General features: G+C 61.9%; 21 protein-coding genes. 15 read left to right on the forward strand and 6 right to left on the reverse strand.

The window, feature by feature from the left end:
* Window positions 1-33 precede the first annotated feature (33 nt).
* The 5 genes from VES88_10120 to VES88_10140 all read left to right on the forward strand — a co-directional run bounded on the left by VES88_10120 (window position 34) and on the right by VES88_10140 (window position 4,015).
* A complete protein-coding gene (locus VES88_10120) occupies window positions 34-951 on the forward strand; it encodes an NADP-dependent oxidoreductase (GenBank protein HYN81845.1) in 918 nt (305 codons plus the stop codon).
* Window positions 948-1,715 (forward strand): hypothetical protein, encoded by a 768-nt coding sequence (locus tag VES88_10125; protein ID HYN81846.1) that lies wholly within the window; start codon window positions 948-950, stop codon window positions 1,713-1,715. The genes VES88_10120 and VES88_10125 overlap by 4 nt, the downstream gene beginning before the upstream one ends.
* Window positions 1,716-2,198: 483 nt before the next feature.
* Window positions 2,199-3,524 carry a family 10 glycosylhydrolase gene (locus VES88_10130; protein HYN81847.1) on the forward strand — a complete coding sequence of 442 codons (1,326 nt, stop codon included), beginning with the start codon at window positions 2,199-2,201 and terminating at the stop codon, window positions 3,522-3,524.
* A gap of 9 nt (window positions 3,525-3,533) precedes the next feature.
* Window positions 3,534-3,815, forward strand: coding sequence for a hypothetical protein (locus VES88_10135; protein ID HYN81848.1), 282 nt, complete (start codon window positions 3,534-3,536; stop codon window positions 3,813-3,815).
* A gap of 26 nt (window positions 3,816-3,841) precedes the next feature.
* The gene (locus tag VES88_10140; GenBank protein HYN81849.1) at window positions 3,842-4,015 is read left to right on the forward strand and encodes a hypothetical protein; all 174 of its coding nucleotides are present in this window, start codon (window positions 3,842-3,844) and stop codon (window positions 4,013-4,015) included.
* 3 nt (window positions 4,016-4,018) lie between these two features.
* Here VES88_10140 and VES88_10145 read toward each other — a convergent pair whose 3' ends face one another.
* Window positions 4,019-4,237, reverse strand: coding sequence for a hypothetical protein (locus VES88_10145; protein ID HYN81850.1), 219 nt, complete (start codon window positions 4,235-4,237; stop codon window positions 4,019-4,021).
* Between the two features lie 600 nt (window positions 4,238-4,837).
* Here VES88_10145 and VES88_10150 point away from each other — a divergent pair.
* The gene (locus VES88_10150) at window positions 4,838-5,068 is read left to right on the forward strand and encodes a BrnA antitoxin family protein (protein ID HYN81851.1); all 231 of its coding nucleotides are present in this window, start codon (window positions 4,838-4,840) and stop codon (window positions 5,066-5,068) included.
* Window positions 5,069-5,185: 117 nt separating this feature from the next.
* On the opposite strand, the gene msrA is transcribed toward VES88_10150, so the two are convergent.
* The gene (gene msrA / locus VES88_10155; GenBank protein HYN81852.1) at window positions 5,186-5,743 is read right to left on the reverse strand and encodes a peptide-methionine (S)-S-oxide reductase MsrA; all 558 of its coding nucleotides are present in this window, start codon (window positions 5,741-5,743) and stop codon (window positions 5,186-5,188) included.
* A gap of 127 nt (window positions 5,744-5,870) precedes the next feature.
* On the opposite strand from msrA, the gene VES88_10160 reads away from it, so the two are divergent.
* Complete coding sequence (locus VES88_10160) at window positions 5,871-6,641, forward strand: hypothetical protein (GenBank protein ID HYN81853.1); 771 nt, start codon at window positions 5,871-5,873, stop codon at window positions 6,639-6,641.
* Between the two features lie 10 nt (window positions 6,642-6,651).
* On the opposite strand, the gene VES88_10165 is transcribed toward VES88_10160, so the two are convergent.
* Complete coding sequence (locus VES88_10165) at window positions 6,652-9,390, reverse strand: DUF5916 domain-containing protein (protein ID HYN81854.1); 2,739 nt, start codon at window positions 9,388-9,390, stop codon at window positions 6,652-6,654.
* Window positions 9,391-9,957: 567 nt separating this feature from the next.
* On the opposite strand from VES88_10165, the gene VES88_10170 reads away from it, so the two are divergent.
* The 4 genes from VES88_10170 to VES88_10185 all read left to right on the forward strand — a co-directional run bounded on the left by VES88_10170 (window position 9,958) and on the right by VES88_10185 (window position 13,631).
* Complete coding sequence (locus VES88_10170) at window positions 9,958-10,290, forward strand: hypothetical protein (GenBank protein HYN81855.1); 333 nt, start codon at window positions 9,958-9,960, stop codon at window positions 10,288-10,290.
* Between the two features lie 4 nt (window positions 10,291-10,294).
* Window positions 10,295-10,852 (forward strand): DinB family protein, encoded by a 558-nt coding sequence (locus tag VES88_10175; protein HYN81856.1) that lies wholly within the window; start codon window positions 10,295-10,297, stop codon window positions 10,850-10,852.
* A 72-nt stretch (window positions 10,853-10,924) separates the two neighbouring features.
* The gene (locus VES88_10180; GenBank protein HYN81857.1) at window positions 10,925-12,802 is read left to right on the forward strand and encodes a serine hydrolase domain-containing protein; all 1,878 of its coding nucleotides are present in this window, start codon (window positions 10,925-10,927) and stop codon (window positions 12,800-12,802) included.
* A gap of 253 nt (window positions 12,803-13,055) precedes the next feature.
* Window positions 13,056-13,631: a hypothetical protein gene (locus VES88_10185; protein HYN81858.1), complete on the forward strand. Its 576-nt coding sequence runs from the start codon at window positions 13,056-13,058 to the stop codon at window positions 13,629-13,631.
* Between the two features lie 46 nt (window positions 13,632-13,677).
* Here VES88_10185 and VES88_10190 read toward each other — a convergent pair whose 3' ends face one another.
* Complete coding sequence (locus tag VES88_10190) at window positions 13,678-14,796, reverse strand: c-type cytochrome (GenBank protein ID HYN81859.1); 1,119 nt, start codon at window positions 14,794-14,796, stop codon at window positions 13,678-13,680.
* A 357-nt stretch (window positions 14,797-15,153) separates the two neighbouring features.
* Window positions 15,154-16,428 carry a vanadium-dependent haloperoxidase gene (locus tag VES88_10195; protein ID HYN81860.1) on the reverse strand — a complete coding sequence of 425 codons (1,275 nt, stop codon included), beginning with the start codon at window positions 16,426-16,428 and terminating at the stop codon, window positions 15,154-15,156.
* A gap of 185 nt (window positions 16,429-16,613) precedes the next feature.
* Between VES88_10195 and VES88_10200 the strand changes: the two genes are divergently transcribed.
* Genes VES88_10200 through VES88_10215 form a run of 4 tightly spaced genes read left to right on the forward strand, consistent with a single transcriptional unit; the run spans window position 16,614 to window position 18,607 of the window.
* Window positions 16,614-16,892 (forward strand): DUF1905 domain-containing protein, encoded by a 279-nt coding sequence (locus VES88_10200; GenBank protein ID HYN81861.1) that lies wholly within the window; start codon window positions 16,614-16,616, stop codon window positions 16,890-16,892.
* Window positions 16,893-16,909: 17 nt separating this feature from the next.
* Window positions 16,910-17,284 carry a hypothetical protein gene (locus VES88_10205; GenBank protein ID HYN81862.1) on the forward strand — a complete coding sequence of 125 codons (375 nt, stop codon included), beginning with the start codon at window positions 16,910-16,912 and terminating at the stop codon, window positions 17,282-17,284.
* A gap of 7 nt (window positions 17,285-17,291) precedes the next feature.
* Window positions 17,292-18,047 carry a serine hydrolase domain-containing protein gene (locus tag VES88_10210; protein HYN81863.1) on the forward strand — a complete coding sequence of 252 codons (756 nt, stop codon included), beginning with the start codon at window positions 17,292-17,294 and terminating at the stop codon, window positions 18,045-18,047.
* A 35-nt stretch (window positions 18,048-18,082) separates the two neighbouring features.
* Window positions 18,083-18,607, forward strand: coding sequence for a hypothetical protein (locus VES88_10215; protein HYN81864.1), 525 nt, complete (start codon window positions 18,083-18,085; stop codon window positions 18,605-18,607).
* A 153-nt stretch (window positions 18,608-18,760) separates the two neighbouring features.
* Here VES88_10215 and VES88_10220 read toward each other — a convergent pair whose 3' ends face one another.
* Window positions 18,761-19,270, reverse strand: coding sequence for an SgcJ/EcaC family oxidoreductase (locus VES88_10220; GenBank protein ID HYN81865.1), 510 nt, complete (start codon window positions 19,268-19,270; stop codon window positions 18,761-18,763).
* Between the last annotated feature and the right edge of the window lie 27 nt (window positions 19,271-19,297).

A 19,297-nucleotide genomic window follows, 5' to 3' on the forward strand; every position in this document is an offset into this window, starting at 1 on the left:
CGGGGCTGAGTATCCCGCGCAAGGAGGTGACAGATGAAGGCGATAGTGGTGACGGACCAGGCTGCGGGAACGGCCGGGATGAACCTGGTGGAGCGGCCCGAGCCACAGCCATCGATCAACGATGTTGTCGTTCAGGTTTATGCCTCGGGATTCGTTAACACTGAGCTGGGTTGGCCTTCGACCTGGACCGATCGCGTCGGTCGTGACCGAACGCCCTCGATCCCCGGGCATGAGCTTGCCGGAGTGGTCACCGCCCTCGGCTATGGCACCACGGGGCTCTCGGTCGGACAGCGGGTGTTCGGCCTCACGGATTGGTATCGCGACGGCACTCTGGCCGAGTACGCGGCCGTCGAGGCACGAAACCTCGCGCCGCTGCCGGGCGACGTGGACTTCACGGTCGGCGCGAGCCTGCCGATCTCGGGCCTCACTGCGTGGCAGGGACTGTTCGAGCACGGCCGCCTTCGGGCAGGGCAGAGCGTCATCGCGCACGGCGCGGCTGGCGCCGTCGGGTCGATGGTGACGCAACTCGCACGATTGGCGGGCGCCTACGTCATCGGCACCGGACGCGCCGCCGATCGTCAGAAGGCGCTCGACTTCGGCGCGAACGAGTTCGTCGACCTCCAGAACGAGGTCCTGGAAGACGTCGGCGCCGTTGATCTCGTGTTCGATGTCATCGGCGGCGACATCGGGAAGCGGTCCGCGCGCCTGGTTCGAGCCGGAGGAACGCTCGTGTCCGTCGTCGGGCCGGTCCAGGCGCGGCCCGCCGAGGGCTTGGCGGTCGACTTCGTCGTGGAATCCGATCGCGCTCAACTGAGCGCGATTGTTCAGCGAGTGCGGGACGGACGGCTGCGCACGAACATCGGCACCGTCTCCGCCCTCTACGATGCCGTCGCCACCTTCAACTCAACCGAACGACGCCCCGGGAAGACGATCATCAGCGTTCATCCGTGAGGATACAGGGAAGGCGAGCGGCTCTCCTCTCCCATCCGTTTCGTCATCTTCCGCATCCAGAGCCTGACGTGCTCGTGCGCGTGCTCGAGCGCGAAGGACTTTCGGGAGCGTGGGTCGGCTATCTGCCTTCCGCGTGGCACCGCGATCCCGCGGCAGGCAACGATGCGCTCTTCGCCGCACTCGCGCCGTATCGTCAGATGCTCAAACCGGCGCCCGTCGTGCGTCCAGACTGGCCGCTATGGGAACAGACACTGCGCGATCTGGTGAACGAGGGCGCCGCGGCGATACGGGTTTATCCAATGCAGTGGGGAATGGCGCCGCACGACGCGACGCTTCGCGCGCTTGCGCTCGCGTGCGGCGAGCTTGGCGTTCCGCTCGTGCTGACGGTGCGGTTCGAGGATCTGCGCCAGCGCCATCCACTCGACTTGGCCGGTGATCTCACGGCCGCGCATGTGCGTGCGCTTGCGCGCGCAGGCGAGCGCGTGAAGCTCGTGGTCACCGGCGCCGGCCGCGAGCTGCTCGAGGAGGTGCACTGGGGGCTCACGCCCGAAGAACAGCGGCGCGTGTTCTGGGATTTCGCCTGGATCTGGGGCCCGCCGGAGGATCATTTCGCGCACCTGCTGCGCTCGGTGGGTGCTGAGCGGTTCGTGTACGGGACGCACTGGCCGCTTCGGCTGGTGCAGAATCCACGAGCGAATCTCGATCTTCTCCCGGAAGATCTGCGCGCTGCCGTGATCAGCGATGCGCGCTCGCTCGAGAGATAGTGTGCGGGAATCGGTAGATAGTCGTCGCCTACGCGGCGGTTTCCAGACGATCGGACGGGCACATCCGTAGCGTGCGCGTGAGAGCGCGTCGTCCCGATCATGTGCACCCTTGCGACCACGGGCAATGTCCGCCGAGTGTGGGGATAGCTCCAATCAGATCACCGGAAGGCCTTCGTCAAATTCTTGTGCTAGCGTTTGGCCTTTTATCCGAGTCGTGCTTGCGAGTCATCCGTGAGTGGCGGGCTGCGGAGGAGGCTCAATTCGTGAGCGCTTACGCTGAAAAATGGAGAACTCTCATGCGCGACTGTCCCAACGTCGAGCTCGAGCGAGAGCCCTTTGTCTAGCGGACATTTTCTGAATCTTTGCGGCGTCTCGACCACGGATCCTGGGTTGCCTGCACTCGCATTTTGAATGTTTGGCCCACAGTTTAGCTTCAGCCGGTAGACGACCTCTAACCTCTCCGCAGCAGGAGTCGACAACATCATGACCTCGTCCAGGATGGTGTCTGCCCTGGCTGCCGTGTGGTTGGCCGGCTGTGCTCCCCGTCCAGCTCTGATTACGCCCGCGCCCGCGAATGGACCTCCGCCCGTCGTCCGGGAGTTCCGTGGTGTCTGGGTTGCCGCCGTCTCCAATATCGACTGGCCGTCGCGGCCCGGTCTCCCGGTCGATTCGCAGCAGACCGAGCTGATCCGTCTCCTCGATCGAACGCGCGAGCTCGGCCTCAACGCCTTCATTCTGCATGTGCGTCCGGCCGGCGACGCGCTCTACCAGTCGTCGCTCGAGCCGTGGTCCGAGTATCTCACGGGTGAGCAGGGCCGTGCGCCCGAGCCGTTTTACGATCCACTCGAGTTTGCCGTGCGCGAAGCGCATGCACGCGGTCTGGAGCTGCATGCGTGGTTCAATCCGTACCGCGCGCGTCATCCTTCGTCGCGCTCGGCGTTCGCTGCCAATCACATTGCCCGCACGCGTCCCGACCTGGTGAAGCGGTACGGCAGCTTTCTATGGATGGATCCGGGCGAGGATACCGTGCGCAAGCGCACCATCGAAGTCATCGCCGACGTGACGCGTCGTTACGATGTCGATGGCGTTCATATCGACGACTACTTCTATCCCTATCGCGAGCGGGATTCCACCGGCCGAGAGATCGACTTTCCCGATTCCGCAGTTTATGCCGGCTATCGTGCCGCAGGCGGGCGCCTCGAGCGCGGCAACTGGCGGCGCAACAATGTCGATCGCTTTGTCGCCGAGATGTACCAGGCAGTCAAGAGCGTGAAGCCGTGGGTGAAAGTGGGTGTCAGTCCGATCGGCAGCTGGCGGCCGAATGTAACGTGGCAGACGCGCGGCTTTGATGCATACGAGTCGATTTATGCCGACGCGCGCAAGTGGCTGATGGATGGCTCGCTCGACTACCTGGTTCCGCAGTTGTATTGGCCGATCGCGCGCACCGATGTCAGCTTTCCGGTTCTGCTCGACTGGTGGGTGAAACAGAACGCCAAAGGTCGCGGGTTGTATGCCGGCCTGATTCCCAACAATGTGAGTGACACCCGCTGGCCGGGCGACGAGATCGTCGGCCAGATCTACATCACGCGCGGAAATGACGGCGCGCACGGGCACGTGCATTTCAGCATGCGCGGATTAATGCCCGGCGGCGCGTTCACGCGCATCGCCGGTGCCGACACGCTCGCTCCTGCCGTGCTCGATTCGATAAATCGCGCGCGTGCGCGCACGCAGGCCCGCCGCGATTCCATGACTGCTAAGCTGGCGCGCGAGACTTACGCGCAGCCCGCGCTGATTCCCGCCATGCCCTAGCTGGACGCAGTGCGGCCGCGCGCGCCCATCGCCGCGCTGAGTCGCCTCGAAAACCGCGCGGACGTTACACTCACACCACCCCGTGACGAGTCGCTTGCCGTCTGGGTCGTGCAATCGAAATGGCCGAACGGCGCCTGGCGCACCGAGATCGTGCCAATCACGGTGCGGCAGTGGACTATCACCGCGCCCCCGTCGGACGCCGCCGCGCCGGCGGAGGTGTGGGTGTCTGTCGTCGATCGCGCCGGCAACCAGAGCACGCCCGTGCGTGTCCGCGAACCTGCGGGGAGCTAAGTTCTGGCAGTCGCGCTTCAAATAGCATGGACAACCGTCGACACTCGCTGAAGGCGTTGGACAGCAAACGACCTCCTACGAGCCGTACGCTTCGAATGCAATTCAACTACTACGACCTTGGATACCTCAAGGGCGGGGAGATGGTGGAGGTCACGCTATCGGGGTCGGCGCGCCGTGAGCGCATGACGCCCGAGGGCTAGAGGCTAGCGAATTTGCGGAAGGTGGAGCTTGATCCAGATCGGGCTGTGGTCACTCATCGAGCGCGGCACACGGTGCCTACCAACGCTCGCCCCGCCAGGCCTCACGAGTCCGCGCACGAAGAAGTGATCGAAGCGACCGAAAGCACTGCTTTCCGGAATTGTATCTGTCGCCCACACATATTCCGCGCCCCGCGCGATTCGGCCGATATCCTCGCTGTTCATGTCACCACCAATCACCACGAGCGGATACGTCGACGCATCGAATCATCAGGTCTTCGGCGCGGACGCCACCTTCATTGAAGGACTTTGAACTCCGCTCAGCGAGAATCGACGATGCCTTTCTCCGATTTTGAGCGCGCCCGACTGACAAAGATTCTCGACGCGGTTTGCGCTGGAATAGTGTCGCGCCTGCGGATTTGATGCCGCTTGTTCGCGGCGTCTTCTCAGATTCCTACTGATCGCACCTGCCACCGTGCCGGCACAATGGATCTCTCCCTAGCGATATGTATAACGTACGTACATTATTATGTCGCACCTTCGAATCGAATGGGATGGCGTCAAAGCGCGAGCGAATCTTAGAAAGCACGGAATCAGCTTTGAGGAAGCTGAAACTGCTTTTCTCGATGATTTCGCGCTTGGTCTCCCCGGTCCCGACCACTCTCTCATTAATGAAGAGCGAATGTTATTAGTCGGAATCAGCTCGGCTTTGCGAGTCCTGGTCGTCGTTCACTGTGAACGCGAGGACAGTGATACTATCCGGCTGATCTCCGCTCGGCGGGCAACGCGATCTGAGCGCGTCCAGTACGATGCGCGGTGGAAACGATGAGAAAAGAGTACGATCTCTCCAAGGCCAGGCGAAATCCCTACGCCAAGCGTCTCAAACAGTCCGTAACCATTCGGCTCGACACCTCGACAATCCACTACTTCAAAAGACTCGCCGCGGAGCTGGACGTTCCGTACCAGACTCTCATCAATTTCTACCTTCGCGATTGTGCCGAGACGCGACGCCGGCCGACCATGCATTGGCGGTCTTCACGCAACGGCGCAGCATGAGCGAGGCGGTTTTACCGAGAAGGCTGCTGAGTAACTGACACGGCCTCTCGAACGGGGCCCTTGACACGCGAGCGGTTTACCTGACCGTGTCGCGCAACTTCGGGCAGGCGCTGAGGATCAAGCCGAGGAACGAGCCGGAGATCTCGCAGGCAGGTCCACCGGGTGGCTGACGTCCCGCCGGGGCAATACCCAGTTCGGCCTTACGAAGTGACACGTGTAACCATTCGGAATACGCTCGAGATAATCCTGATGCTCCGGCTCCGCTTCCCAGAATGGACCGGCAGGCGTCACCTCGGTTACAACTTTCCCCGGCCACAGGCCTGACGCCTCGACGTCGGCGATAGTATCGATCGCCGTGTTTTTCTGCTCCTCGCTCGTATAAAAAATCGCTGAGCGGTAGCTCATCCCGATGTCGTTGCCCTGACGGTTGCGCGTTGTCGGGTCGTGTATCTGGAAGAAAAACCCGAGCAGCTTTCGATAGCTGATCTGTTGTGGATCGAAGATGATCTCGATCGCTTCGGCGTGCGTTCCGTGATTCCGGTACGTCGCAGTCGGAACGTCACCTCCACTGTAACCGACGCGCGTCGAGATTACTCCCGGATAGCGGCGAATGAGATCCTGCATTCCCCAAAAGCAGCCGCCGGCGAGGACTGCGCGTTCCGTCGGTGATGTCATTGTTTTACCCTTCGCGGTGTTTCGGCTATTGTCCTCTTAATAATAGCGAGCGTCATTCATTAGATATCGATTCATCGCGGTGATTTTCATCGCCATCAGTTGCAGCCATTCAACCGATGAGCGTCCCGTGTCATTACCCGTTGTCGGCACGGGCGCTGCCGCGCGCACTCTTCTCGCCCGAGAGGGATTCGATTGGCGCGTATTCGAGACGACACACGCGCGACTACACGCCGCTCGGCGATCGCGCGTGTTTGACCGTGCTCCATCGCTTGCCGATTCTGTCGAACAGGCACGAAAGACTGCATTGAGCACGCTTGAAGAATCCGATCTTCCAGGCGAGCCGAAGATCGAAGTCTTTCTGCTCGACACGCGAGAGGACATGAAACGAATCACCGGGCGAACGATTTCAGGATTTGCGCTGCCCGGCGAGCTCACCGCGGTTTTCGCCGCCGGACCGGGCTACAAACCGCTGATTCGCCATGAGCTCACTCACGCAATCTCGTTCGTTCGGTGGGGCGAGCTTCGAGGAGGCCAGTGGCGGTCGGAAGGGGTCGCGACTCTCGCTCAGGGAAATTGTCAGGGCCATTCCACCGATGAAATAGCGGCCGGATATCTCACTAGCGGAAAGCTTCCGTCGGTTGCCTCGATGCTGCATGACTTCCGAGGTATCGGAGAGCTTCAGGGTTACATCGGCGCGGCAAGTTTCGCGGACCACCTTCGGCGGCGGTATGGTATCGCGACGCTACGTGCCCTTTGGCAGGGACGCGCTCCAGATTCACTCACGAACGATTTAGCTAAGGCAGACGGCGGCAACGCCGAGCGTGAATGGCGTGCCGCGCTTCGAGGAATCGCTCCGGCGAATTTGGACTCTGCGCGTCTTTACCGTGAAGGCTGCTGAACGGTTGAAATCAGCGCCCGAGCCAGTACGTCGCCTTCACCTGGAAGATGTTGGTCGGGCGATCGCGGAACAGCGCCGATCGGTCGCGGCCGAACGAGAAGTCGCCGAAATCGTCGAATCCCTCGCGCTGTTGGGTCCACACGAAGAACACGGTCGAGCCTGGGCGGTATTCCCATCGGACCACGGCCGTGCCGCGCAGCGACCGGATGTTGAAGTCCGGATTGCCGAACGTGAACGGCGCGGCCGCTCCGTTGCCATCCGGATCGACGGTATACGTTGTCGTCGAGCCATCCGCAGCCTTGTTCGCAACCACGGTGCTTCCGTTGTCGCGCCCGAAGATCGTCATGTCCAGGGACTTCGGCTTCTGAAATTCCCTGAAGCTCGTGTAGTGCCCGCTCGCCAGGAACGGTTGCGCAAACATCTCGAGTGACAAATTCGGCGTGAACGTCGCGTTTACGCGCGTGTCGACGGAGAACGTCTTCTGCTCCAGCCTTCCGAAGACGTACCGTGTGCCGGCGAAACCTGCGGGCGCCGCCGGATCGCTCAGCGACGTGACGAACTGCTGCGCGCTAAAGTCATGATCCCACCCCGGTGCGATGTAGATGTTCACCGACGTCGTCGGCTTGATCGTCAGCGACGGATAATAGGCCACGCGATTTCCCTCATCGTTGTCGCGGCCGGTGCTCAGGTTGATGTTCATTCCCCACACCAGCGCCTTGCGCTGATCGCCACTGAGGTTCGCACCGATGAAGTTATATCCGTATTGCTTCACGGTCGGGCCACTGCGCGTAAGACGCTCGTCGAGGTGGCTGGGGCGCACGATCGTGAATATCCCCGTGTTCCAGTAGTTCTTGAATTGCGCGTTAAACCCGCTGTGGTAATCGAGGTCGGTGCGATCACCCTCAAAGTTGAACTGCGTCTGGGCGCCGAGGCTCAGGAAGATGAATCGGTACCAGCTTCCCGGAGTGGTCCATTGTCTCGCGACATTTGCGAGCATCCACTTGTAGTCGGCGCGGCCGAGCACGCCCATGTCGTTCGCCTCGAATCCCGGGCTGCGCCAGTTCTGTGTGGTTTCCCAGAGCCAGTTGCCGGTTCCCTTCGACAGGCGCGCGAAGAATCCGTAGCCGTTTAGCGAGGTGCGCGTGGGATCGTAGTCGACGTCGAATAATCCGTCGCTGGTTACGTCCCGGCCCGGGCGCTGGTAGTACCGCGCACTCGATTGTTGCGCACGGCGGATCGCCGCGGTGTCTCCCTTGATACCGGTGAGCGCCGTCTGGATGTTGAGAGCGTAAGTCCGATTGCTCCAGCGATGGTCAAGGTCGAACCCCACCGCTCCGGCCTGGCTCCTCAGCCGCTGGATCTCATCGGGATTCTTCAGTCTGCGACTCACCAGTGTTCCGATAGTCCCGATTCGCGTCGCACCGCCGCGGAGATCCTTTCGCAGCCGCCCGATGAAATAGTTCGACAGCGGCTCGATCTCCTGCTCCTCGTTGGTTGTGCTGCCAGGAACCCGGAACGTGGCTGTCTCGCTGTTTGTGACAGCGTCGAGCAGACCAACTGTGATTCCGTTGCTCGTGCGGCCGGTGACTTTCGCAGCTCCAAGTATCGTCGTCGCGTCAGTGGCATCCAGGTATTCGGCTCGAGACCCGACCACGCCTGACAACTGGGGCGAGCGGCCGATGCGACGTGTGTAGATGAGCGACAGGCTCGAGACATTGTTGCAGAAGAAGCAGCTGAATCCACCCGTCGAGAAGTATTGCGAATTCGAAACGAAGAATGGCCGCTTCTCGCTGAACGTTGTCTCGAACACCGAGAGGTTCACCACCGCGGGATCGACTTCGACCTGGCCGAAATCGGGATTCACCGTCGCATCGAGCGTGAGATTCGACGTGACGTTGAGCTTCACATCGCCTCCCGCGCGGAAATCCGTCTCGCGCTTGGAATGAAACGGATCATTCAAAGCAACGCGCCCCATTTTTGCGCGCGAGGTTACGTAGGGAACGATCTCGATCTGCCTTGGGCGCGACGTGACAACAATTCCGTTGAGCGTTCCGAAATAGGCGGGCCCGCCGAACTCGTTGCTTCGCCAGAACGCCCACATGTCCTGTTCATTGAGCCGGTCGATCGTGCGCGACACCTGCATTCCCCATGACTGAACCGTATCCCGGGAAAACCTCAGCTGCGAATACGGAATCCGGAACTCGGCGGTCCAGCCGAGTGAGTCGATATTGGTCGCGCCTTCCCACACAGGATCGAAGGAACTGTCGCCGTTCTGGTGGTCGCCCTTCACGCCGTCAGGATTGAGCTCGAACCACGTCCGGTCGTTCTTGTTGCGGAACGTGTCGAAGACGAGCGCAATCTTGTCAGATGTGAGCGCGTTGTCGCCGTTCATGATGACGTCGCGCCGCGCCAGCGCGGAACGAACGCCATGCCGACCCATGGAATCGAACATCCGGGCGCCGACGTAGATGGCGGCATCGTCGTAAAGAACCCGGAGCTCCGTCTTCTCACTTGGCGGCTTTCCCTCGTTCGGGACCGCCTGGGTCAGCTCGCCGATCGGCGTCGCTGCCGACCAGGCGCTCTCATCGAGCTTTCCGTCCACCACAACCGGGCCACTCTTGCGTGCCGCCTGCGCGGATGGGCGGGGATCGTTCTGTGATTTTGTGGTCTGCTGGGCGACGAGAGGTGATGCGCTGAACGTTGCGGCGAGAACGAGAAACGCCAGCTCTAGCCGACTAGTGAGGGTCATTGGCACTCCGCCAGGAGCGAGTCTGGTTTGAGGTACGGTGGGGCGCATTCGGCCATAGTGTTTTAGACGCGGGCGGCGGTGGATTGGATTCACCCTTCAACAAATCTCTTGCGTCTGCTAGAAGGATATCAGCAGGGACCAACGTCGCTTGACAGAGAGTTGAAAGCGTTTTGTCAGGAGAACGTTGACTATGACGTCATCCTGGCCGCCGACTGCATTGGCTCATACGATCAGGAGCATCACGACGTCTCCGTCAGATATTTGACCGGAGGAACAGCCGGTCTTTGCAATAACGCGGAGATCGGCCAGCTCCTGTCACCGCGCCAGCGGGCTAGCGATCGTTGAAGGACTGCGTTATTCAGTTGCGACGCACTTGTTGGGAAGGACTGTCATAGGCAGGTCGTTGATCACACTATCGGGAGAAGAAACGTGACATCGATCGATCAATGCGCGCTCCTCGCGAGTCGAGTAGTCTCGACGCTTCGTCCCGACATAGATCAGAAAGTTGCCGATCTGACCGGAAAATTCCCGGCTCTGAATTCAACTGAATTGCGGCTCCGTCTCTGGGTGACAGAATCGATCGTTGTCCTGCTTGCGGGGGAAAATTCGACGGCCGATCCAGCACGCCTGGACCGGTTCTTTGACGCGTTCTGGTCCGATGTGTCATGGCAGCTGCGATTGGACGTGCCCAGCGAGGACGTCCGTCAAGGGTTCGATGCGGGGCTGGACCGCCTTGCGACGGAAATAGAATCCGACCGTCAGCGGTTGGCGCCGGAGAAGGCCTCGATTCTTTTGGCAAGGCGGATAGCCGAATTTCTGGAAGTGCCTGAAACAGTACCGCTCAATTACGGCTACAAGCTCGCAACATCTACCAAGCTATTGAATCAATTGCCCGAATAAGTGGATGCGTCTGTACCGCTTCACCTTTATAGCTTTCGTTGCAGGCGCTCTGGTCGCGGGGGCAGTGTCGATAGCGGCTGGCGTCGCTCGAGCGCAGGCGACGCCGGCGGGCTTCCGCGGCGAATTCCTCCACCAGTTCGACCAGTCGATGGCGAAGGCTGTAATGCTTGCTGAGGCTGTGCCGGCTGAGACGTACCCGCGTCGCCCGGTTCCCGCGGTGACGCCGATGGCGGAGATGTTCGCGCACATCGCCCGCTTCAACTACGAATACCCGGCGCGCGCCATGGGCATCTCCCCTCCCGCCGGCACCGATCTCGATGCCCTCGAGCGCGTCGCGGAGAAAGCGCAGGTCGTGGCGCTGCTGCAGCGCTCGGCCGATCACGTACGGCAAGCAGTTCGTGGCATGCCTGACGCGCAGCTCGAACGGATGACGACACTATATGGCCGACGGGTTCCGCAATGGGCGGTGCTCCTGCAGCTGCTTGCCCACATGGACAATCACCTCGGCCAGGCCATCGCTTACGCGCGCGTCAGCGGGGTTGTACCGCCCTGGTCGCGGTGACACTCGTCATGACTACCTAGCCGCACCACAGTTCGTCACTTCACAGACGCTCGCGTCGTAGTTTGCATTCACATGAGCGACACTAAGCCCGGTTCAAGGCATCAGGGAAAAGTCGCGCTTCTCGTTCGCGCGAGTGTCACGATATTGTCAGGCGCTTCCGCCCTCGCGTGGCCTGTCGTAGCGTCCGCCCAGACAAGCGAACGCATCCTTCGCGACGACCTGCGGAGAATTCTCGCTGAGGAAGGTCTTGTCGGAGCGGCGTGGGTAACCGTGCAGGCCGACGGAGCTATCCGCACCGACGCGGCCGGCTATGCGGATAACGCCGCGCGACTGCCTCTCTCCGACCAGGCCCGTTTTCACGTCGGCTCAGTCGCAAAAGCGGCGCTCGCCACCGGCATCCTGCGTCTCGTCACAGAAGAGCGGATCACGCTCGACGATCCGATCGACCGTTATCTGCCCACGTTGTCCATCCAGAATCCCTGGGCGCCCGCTGATCCTGTGACGGTTCGGCATCTGCTGGATCACACTTCGGGCCTCGATGATGCACGGCTCTGGCAGATGTTCAGCGCCACGGTCGCGTCCGATGCGCCGCTGGCCACGGCGTTTTCGAGGCCGCAGGGGATCTTACGAGTCCGCGTCCGTCCCGGCAGCAGGCTGTCGTACTCCAATATGGGTTACACGCTGCTCGGAATGGTCATCGAAGCGGTGACGAAGGTACGGTACGAGGATTATCTCGACGCTCACTTGCTCGAGCCGCTGGGCATGCGCAACAGCACCTTCCGCTTCACAACGCAGGAAGGTCCGTCAGCAGACCCGGGGTTGGCCTGGGGTCACGTCGACGACGGGACGCGGTACGCGGCCTCACCCGTTGCGTTGCGCCCCGCTGGCCAGTTCACGACTACCGCATACGACCTTGGCCTCTTCGCGCGCTTCCTGATGGGGGACGGAATAGTCGGCGGCCGCCAGTTCATCCGAGCTGATCTCATGCGTGCCCGTGGACAGCCGAGTACCACCGAAGCGGCCCGCGCCGGCCTGAACGCCGGTTATGCCCTGGGGCTCGGCCGGCGCGTTCGCCAAGGAGTGGTGGGCTACTGCCATATCGGAACGACCGTCGGATTCCACGCGTTGCTGTGCACATATCCGGAGGACGGGAAGGCCTTCGCGATCAGCATCAACACCGATAGTGAAACCGCGCGCTATGACCGCGTTTTTGAGGCTCTTGCCCGACACTTGCGCGTCGGCGTCACACCGGCACCACCGGCCGGCGTTCCTGCGACGGACGTCGCTGAATGGGAAGGGTTCTATCTGGCCAGCCCGAATCGAATGCAGACATTCGCGTACCTCGACGCTGCATTCGGCTTTGTTCGCGTCAAACGGCGAGACGACAACCTGATCCTGGCCCCGATGCAGGGTCCCAGCCGGGAGCTGAAACCCACTGGCGGCTACCTGTTCGCCGCGGAGGATCGCGCCGCGGTCTCGCATGTACTGATACGAGATGACGGCGAGCACCGGATAAGCGACGGGTTCACGACATTCCAGAAGGTGAGCCCTTACTACCTCGTCAGTCTGTGGATCAGTCTTGTGCTTGGTCTGCTCGGCAGCCTCTGGTTCGTAGGCGCCGGTATCGTGGCGTTGGCGCGCCTGCGCTCCTCCGCGTGGCGCCGGCCTGAGATGATTCCGTTCGTTGGCGTGCTCGGGCTGTTCGCATCCCTCCCGCTATTCTTGACGCAGTCGTTCATGCAGCTCGGCGATATCACCGCGGCCAGCGTAATCCTTGCGGCAAGCTCAGTGGCTTTTCCATGCACCATGATCGCGTTGCTGTGGCGAGCCGGTCGTTCTCCCCAACGGACGGCGGCTCTCGTCCCGCATGCCTGTTCGGCCATCGCCGTGCTGCAATGGTGCGCTGTCCTGGCAATGTGGGATCTGCTCCCGCTGCGGCTCTGGGTTTAGGGAATAGCGCGAGAGCCCTCGCCTAGGCATCTAACGATGAAATCAAGCCGCCGAGCGGTTTGCGGAAGATCGCTTTGCTCACGATTGTTTGATCCGCTCGCAGCTTATCGCGGGCGTTAGGCGACGCTCGTCATGAATACCTTATCATTCCCAACTGGAGCTGCAATGATGCGACAGTCGTTAGTCATCGCGATAGCCGCAACACTGCCTTTCGCGGCGACAGCAGCAGTCATCGACTGACGCCAGCGCGGTCATGCTCTTTCGACAGTCTTTCCTCGAAGGTATCAGGAACGGATCGATCAGCCTGGCGTTTCGCCGCTGGAAACGCCCGACGGTACGAGCAGGCGGCACCTTGCTGACTCCGGTCGGACAATTGGCGATCGTGTCGGTCACGCCGGTGACATTGTCGCGGATCACGGAAGCCGATAGCCGTAAGGCCGGGTACACCGATCGTGCGGGCCTGCTCGATGAGCTTCGCGCTCGACCGGATGGCCTGGTATATCGAATTGAATTGGGCCATCTCGCGGCCGATCCCCGGGTAGCGCTTCGATCACAGTCGCTCGACGCCAGTGCAGCCGCTGACGTAGTCAGTCAGCTCGAGCGTCTGGATCGGAGATCGCCGCACGGTCCGTGGACTACACAGACACTTCGCATTATGGAACTCCATCCGGGAGTGCGAGCGGTCGATCTCGCTCGTATGGTCGGCCAGGACAAAGTGCCATTCAAAGTCAACGTGCGGAAACTCAAGCGTCTTGGTCTCACCGAGAGTCTGGACACGGGCTATCGTCTTTCCCCTCGGGGCCGTGACTTGCTGAAGCAGCTGCGATAAGCGACCGGCGGCGCAGGTCTAGCGAGTGCGGCAGTCGGCCGCTCGGTCACGGCGACGAAGCCAGAACAGACTCGCGTTTGCGATACGCTCCAACCGGCCGCACGCTTTCAAACGTTGCCGTCAACAGACCAAACAGGAATTGATCGCCCTTTGCATCGGGGCTCCTGAAAACCAGATACACGTCGCGCACTCCCGGCGTCGGCCGGAGCGCCACGCGAAGTCGTGACGGCGGCGCAACCGAGTCAGTTGTCGGACGAATTACCTCGCTCTCGCCCAGCAACGGACCGGTTGGCGAGTCGATGCGTACCTCGATCTTCCCGCCCTTCGCCTGGAACCGTGCCGGCGCCACCGCCGCGAAGGTCACGGCGGCCACGCCCGTGAGATCGATCTGCTTCAACGCGACTGATGCACCCGGCCGACTCACAACGGTGATCTCGACCGGCACTTCCGGTACACTCTGCTTCGACAATCCTTCCGAAAGCTCACCACTCGCGACCACGACGCTCGGCGATCGGAGGACGACCGTCTTCTCCTTCGTGATCGCCGGCATCCCGTTCGCTCCGCGGTCCGTGTACTCTGCGCGCAGCATCACTACACCTTTCGGCGCGTCAGCCGAGCCAGCCGGAGGGAGATAAGCGCCTCGGTCAGGGAGCGAGGGCGCGCTCGTCTTCCGCTCGCCAAGGCTCAGGATGTACGCCACCATTGCCGAGGCCTGCTCGTTGGTGATCTGCGGGTGCGCGGGCATCGTTACGTTGCCCCATACGCCGGATCCACCTTCGCGGATCTTCCGGACGAGACGCGCGGGCGCCGTGCTGTCGCCCTGATACTTGCGCGCGACATCAACATACGAGGGGCCGATGGATTTCCTGTTCAGCTGATGGCAGGAGAGGCATGTGCTCCCTTCGATCAGTGTCCTCCCCACCGCGTGTGCGCTTTCGCTCGAGCGAATCGCGGCCGCCGTTCCGCTCGTCGCGAGCCCCTCCTTCAGGTACTGCGCGGTCACACTCACTCGGCGCGCCGGAATTCCGCTTCGCAGTGAGCCATCCTCACGATCTGTAACTCGCACCGCATAGCGCACCGGAATGCCCGGGAAGTAGAACGACCGGTTGCTGCCGACGAGATCGATATCGACGTTGGGCGGCTCGTTGCCGGCCGCGATCTCCACGGCGGAAGCGGCACTCGCGCCGTTGAGTCATCGGATAGCGGGTCGACTGGTCACGATGAGGATTGCGCGCGTTATGGCAGTCCTGTTGTTATCAACCGCGTGCTCGAATGAAGACTCGCCCCCTGCGCTGCCGGTGCCGGCGCCTGCGGCTTCAGCGGCAGTCCCGAATAGCAGTCGGCAGGTCGACGGTTCCACGCCATCGCGAAATCAAGGACTATCTGGCGCGAAAGATCTGTCGCGACTTGGAAGCGCCGGATCCGTGACGCCCAACGAACGTTGCTGTGCGCATCTTCGGCGCGGCACTCGTGCACACGGGATGTCAGCGTGATCGCGCCGAAGAGCACACAGCGGCAACCGTCAGGGCTTGCCGGCCACCCCGGCGTTACGCCACGCGTTCAATCCTCCACGTCGCTCCCGGTCAACGATGTGCCGGCCCACCACCCTCCCCAGCGCCAGCCCGCCGTCGTTGTCGAAGCGATAGTGAATCCCTCCGTACAACCGTGACATGGCCTGCTCTTCGGCGATCCGGGTGAACTCCGCGCGCTCGTTGGGGAAGAAGTGACCGAGCACTGCGTCGAACGCGCCGGCGCTGCAGGCGTGGCCGGAAGGATAAGCCGGAAAGTTCGGCAAGCCGACGCTGTCAGCGAGCACGAGGGTCGTGTCGGCCTGCGAAGGTCGAATCGTCCAGTAGTGGTACTTGGCCTCGAAGCAGGCGATGACGGCATCCGACGCGGCGACGTTCAGCACGGCAAGCACCCGCGCGGCCTGCGCGTCTGATGCGTTCTGGCGGCGTAGCGCGGCGGCTGCGGTCTCGTTCCATTGCGCCCACGGGTCAGCCGAGTTCCATCGTTGCGCGATCTTCGTCTGCTCAGGGGTCCGCTCTCGAGCGACCCGTCGTACCTCCTCGAGTGCCGCATGGAACTCAGGCGAGCCGTACTTCGGAGGCGGACCGGGACGGAACTGAGCCGCCGAGTCGATCAACCATGGGCGCGCCTTCACCAGAGCGATTCCAATGGGTGGGACGCCACGAGCGCTATACCACATGCCCGGGCCGGGCGGAATGGTACCGTTCCATGGCTCAGCGAAGTTGGCTGTTGGTGCCCAGGCGATCACGCGACGGGCGACGTCCTCTCCCAGGCGTCGGCCGGCGGTCGTCCGCTCCCCGGCGCGCGATCCGGTTCGCGCCTGCTCCATGTCTCGAGCCAGCTCTCGCGCAATCGAGGCACGCACCGCGGAGTGGGTGAACATCTCGGCGAGCACGGCGGCTGAGGCACTGGCGACGGCCACCACGGAGGAGACGCCGCGGTTGTCTCGCGAGGAATTCACCGCGGCGTATTGGGCGACGCTGAGGAGCGTGTAAACCCGGAAGAGCATAGGCGGCTGCGTCTGCGCGATTCGGTGCAGCGCAGCGGAGTCCTTGGCTGCGGCGGCGGCGGCCCTGGCGGCTCGCCGACTGGCGGCGGCCTCATCGGCGAATCTGCGGACGAGCCGATTCCAACGGACACTGACGGTGACGCTGTCTGCTGCAGCCCTCGTTGGTGCGGGCGCAGGCTGGACCGGAGCACCAGGTACCGCGCGCTGCGGGTAGGCGATGAGCAATGGGAGCACAAGCAGTCGAGTTGGAAATCGCATGAGAGCCTCGTTATGTGAGCAAGAGGGTGTGAGCAAGGCCGCGACGAGCGGCCGCGGACAACAACCCTGTCCCGAGGCACTACGAGATAGCTTATAACTTAGTTTCTAGTTCTTACACAGTGGCGTTTACCGTGCGAACGGAGTTCTACTTTGGTGTGTCTCACTCCCATCGCGCCGCATCGCCCGTGAACGCACGCTATCGACCGGAATTCGTCGCCAGGCTTCTCAAGTATCCCGGCAAGGGCGGCTGGACGTTCGCACCGGTCCCGGAGAAGTATGCCCCACGTGCGACGCATGGCTGGGGTCGAACTCCGGTTCTTGCCACCGTAGACGGGCATTCGTGGAAGACCAGCGTCTGGCGCGGGAAGGATGGGCGCACACTCCTCGCCATCCCGAAGCGCATACGCGGTGAAAAGGGTCACGGAGATCGAGTCCGCGTCCGTCTCGAGTTCAACGCGCTGTGAGCAGGCTTTCCGTGCGAATGCGTTTCTTCATTATTTTCGCCGCGTTCTGCATGACGAGCTGCGCTGGTCCCGCTGCATCTCGCCCGGCTGGAGTGGTCACGGCAGATTCATCAAGTGTCCGACGCGAGCCGGAGCAGTGGTACGACAGGAATCAGCGCGCCTTTTCTGCGAAAGACGTCGGTGCCATCATGGCGCTCAGGACGGATGACTTTCACACTGTTGCACCCGACGGCGCGGTACGCGATCGCGCTGAAATGGAGCAATACACTCGCGTTCTACTCAACGGCGACACGCTACCGTTCGTACTCGGCGCCGAGCGGCTGCGTCGCATAGACCACGTTTTTTCGGACGTGCGTGGCCATCCTCGTCCACCGAGGGCTGCTTTCCCTTGAAGACGACGTGCGACGCCACATACCCGAGCTGCCGAATTATCCATTTCCGGTACGGATCAAGCACCTCGTGTACATGACGAGCGGGTTGCCTGATTACTTCACCGTACCTCGAGGTGGCGGAAAAAGCTGGGCGGATCCCTTCACGAACAGCGACGCGATCGCTGCCACGCTGAGAAGTGGAAGATTGAGATTTCGCCCGGGCACTCAGTGGGCATACAGCAATGTCAACTACATGTTGCTGGCCGAGATCGTTGCCCGGAGGAGCGGCGTACCATTCGGCGAGTTCGCGCAGCGCGAGATCTTCGGTCCTCTTGGTATGACCAGCTCGCGGTTCCACACCGACATGGCGATGACGATCGATAATCCCGTCGTCGGCTACAATCTGCGCGGTCACGCCTATGTAACCGAGCCACGGCAGTCGCCCCACTATGGCGGGAGTGGCCTGTTCACGAGCGTAAAGGACCTCGCCAGATGGAGCGCGTCGCTCGAGACGCACGCGCTCGGAGGCCCTGGGCTCACGGCGGTAATGCTCAGCACACGTCGATTCAAGCATGACAAGACGAATGACGCGTTCGGACTGGTCTGGGGCCGGTACCGAAGCTTCCGAACCCTCTGGTACGATGGCGGAGACGCAGGCTTCAGCAGCCACACGGTTCGCCTCCACGACGTGGGCCTTACGGTCATCGTTCTCTCCAACCTCGGCACCGGGGGAGCGGCAGCGCGCGCCCGAAAAATCCTCGACGCGCTCTTTGCGCCACTCTGACCCAATTGGTTCTCGACACAATGACTGGAGACGCAGTGATCCCGCTACTCGTTATCACGGGAACCGTCGGTGTCGGCAAGTCGGCCGTGCTCGACGAGATTCACAACATCCTTCGCGCTGCCGAAATCCCCCATGCGTGTCTCGATCTGGATGCCCTGGCTATGTCCTGGCCAGAGCGCGGTCGTTTCAATCGCGATGTAGTTCTCGGGAATCTCGAGATACTCTGGGCAAACTTTCGCAGGGTGGGCGCGGAGCGCCTGGTGCTGGCCACCGTGCTCGAGGAGCCTGAGGACCTCAGCGCTTGTGCGAACGCGATAGCTTGTGCAAAGCCCACAGTTTGCCAACTCACGACTGCCGAGTCGATCCGAAGTGCGCGGCTTCGCAGTCGGGAGATCGGCGCCGGCCTGGAGTGGCATCTCCAACGGACCGTAGAACTTCAGAGAATCCTCGATGCGCGCTCGCGCCCTGACTTCATTGTTACGAACGATGACCGACCGATTCGCGAGGTGGGGCTGGAGATTCTGGAACGGGCTGGGTGGCCAATCAACTCACCTGCATGATCTCAGCGCTTTCAGAGAGGAGCGCGTCCATGAAAATCCATGTTGCCCCCGCTACCCGCGTCGCGCTCGGCGCGGCGAGGGTACGGGGGGTACTTACTCCTTGGCGTAGCATGTGTGCCCGTTCGACCGACGACGACAACCCGTGGAGCTGTCTTACTTCGCTGGAGCCGGTGGCGTATCGGAATTCCAGATGTCGCGGATGATCATCCACTTTCCGTTCTTGCGCTCAAATACAGTGACGTACTTGCCCTTGTCGATAGTCTTTCCCGACTTGTCGGTCACAGTGAAGGTGTTCCATTCATGGGCAAGATCGCCCGACATGCCGAATTCGGGGTTGGGACCCGAATTGTTCACCAAGCCTCCCGCAGTCATTTCGCCAATCTCCTTGGTGTACGCGTCGCGAATCGCGGCGGTGCCGCGCGCCGGCGCATTTCCCGGAGTGCTGAGCACTGCATCGGCCGCATAAAGTGAAACCACGCCTTCTACATCGTGCGCGTTATGCGCCTTGAACCAAGCGGGATTGATGGCCCGGACTGCCTGATCATCAGCCGCTGCGTCGGGCGCCGGTGCGGCGGCAACTGCGCTGGTGTCAGATGCTGGTGGGGCACTCTCCGTACAGCTCGACAGTGCGACTACACTCAGTATTGCGATCGATGCTCTCAAGACACGTAACATGGCGCCCACCTCATT

It is taken from the genome of Gemmatimonadaceae bacterium (genome assembly GCA_035633115.1).
Classification (GTDB): domain Bacteria; phylum Gemmatimonadota; class Gemmatimonadetes; order Gemmatimonadales; family Gemmatimonadaceae; genus UBA4720.

Excerpts from the sequence above, each read along its gene's own strand:
- VES88_10150 (HYN81851.1), top strand. The coding sequence starts at position 4,838 with ATGAGAAAAGAGTACGATCTCTCCAAGGCCAGGCGAAATCCCTACGCC.
- VES88_10145 (HYN81850.1), bottom strand. The coding sequence starts at position 4,237 with ATGAACAGCGAGGATATCGGCCGAATCGCGCGGGGCGCGGAATATGTG.
- VES88_10195 (HYN81860.1), bottom strand. The coding sequence starts at position 16,428 with ATGCGATTTCCAACTCGACTGCTTGTGCTCCCATTGCTCATCGCCTAC.
- VES88_10185 (HYN81858.1), top strand. The coding sequence starts at position 13,056 with ATGCTCTTTCGACAGTCTTTCCTCGAAGGTATCAGGAACGGATCGATC.
- VES88_10140 (HYN81849.1), top strand. The coding sequence starts at position 3,842 with ATGGACAACCGTCGACACTCGCTGAAGGCGTTGGACAGCAAACGACCT.
- VES88_10175 (HYN81856.1), top strand. The coding sequence starts at position 10,295 with ATGCGTCTGTACCGCTTCACCTTTATAGCTTTCGTTGCAGGCGCTCTG.
- VES88_10180 (HYN81857.1), top strand. The coding sequence starts at position 10,925 with ATGAGCGACACTAAGCCCGGTTCAAGGCATCAGGGAAAAGTCGCGCTT.
- msrA (HYN81852.1), bottom strand. The coding sequence starts at position 5,743 with ATGACATCACCGACGGAACGCGCAGTCCTCGCCGGCGGCTGCTTTTGG.
- VES88_10130 (HYN81847.1), top strand. The coding sequence starts at position 2,199 with ATGACCTCGTCCAGGATGGTGTCTGCCCTGGCTGCCGTGTGGTTGGCC.
- VES88_10165 (HYN81854.1), bottom strand. The coding sequence starts at position 9,390 with ATGACCCTCACTAGTCGGCTAGAGCTGGCGTTTCTCGTTCTCGCCGCA.
- VES88_10120 (HYN81845.1), top strand. The coding sequence starts at position 34 with ATGAAGGCGATAGTGGTGACGGACCAGGCTGCGGGAACGGCCGGGATG.
- VES88_10205 (HYN81862.1), top strand. The coding sequence starts at position 16,910 with ATGCGTTTCTTCATTATTTTCGCCGCGTTCTGCATGACGAGCTGCGCT.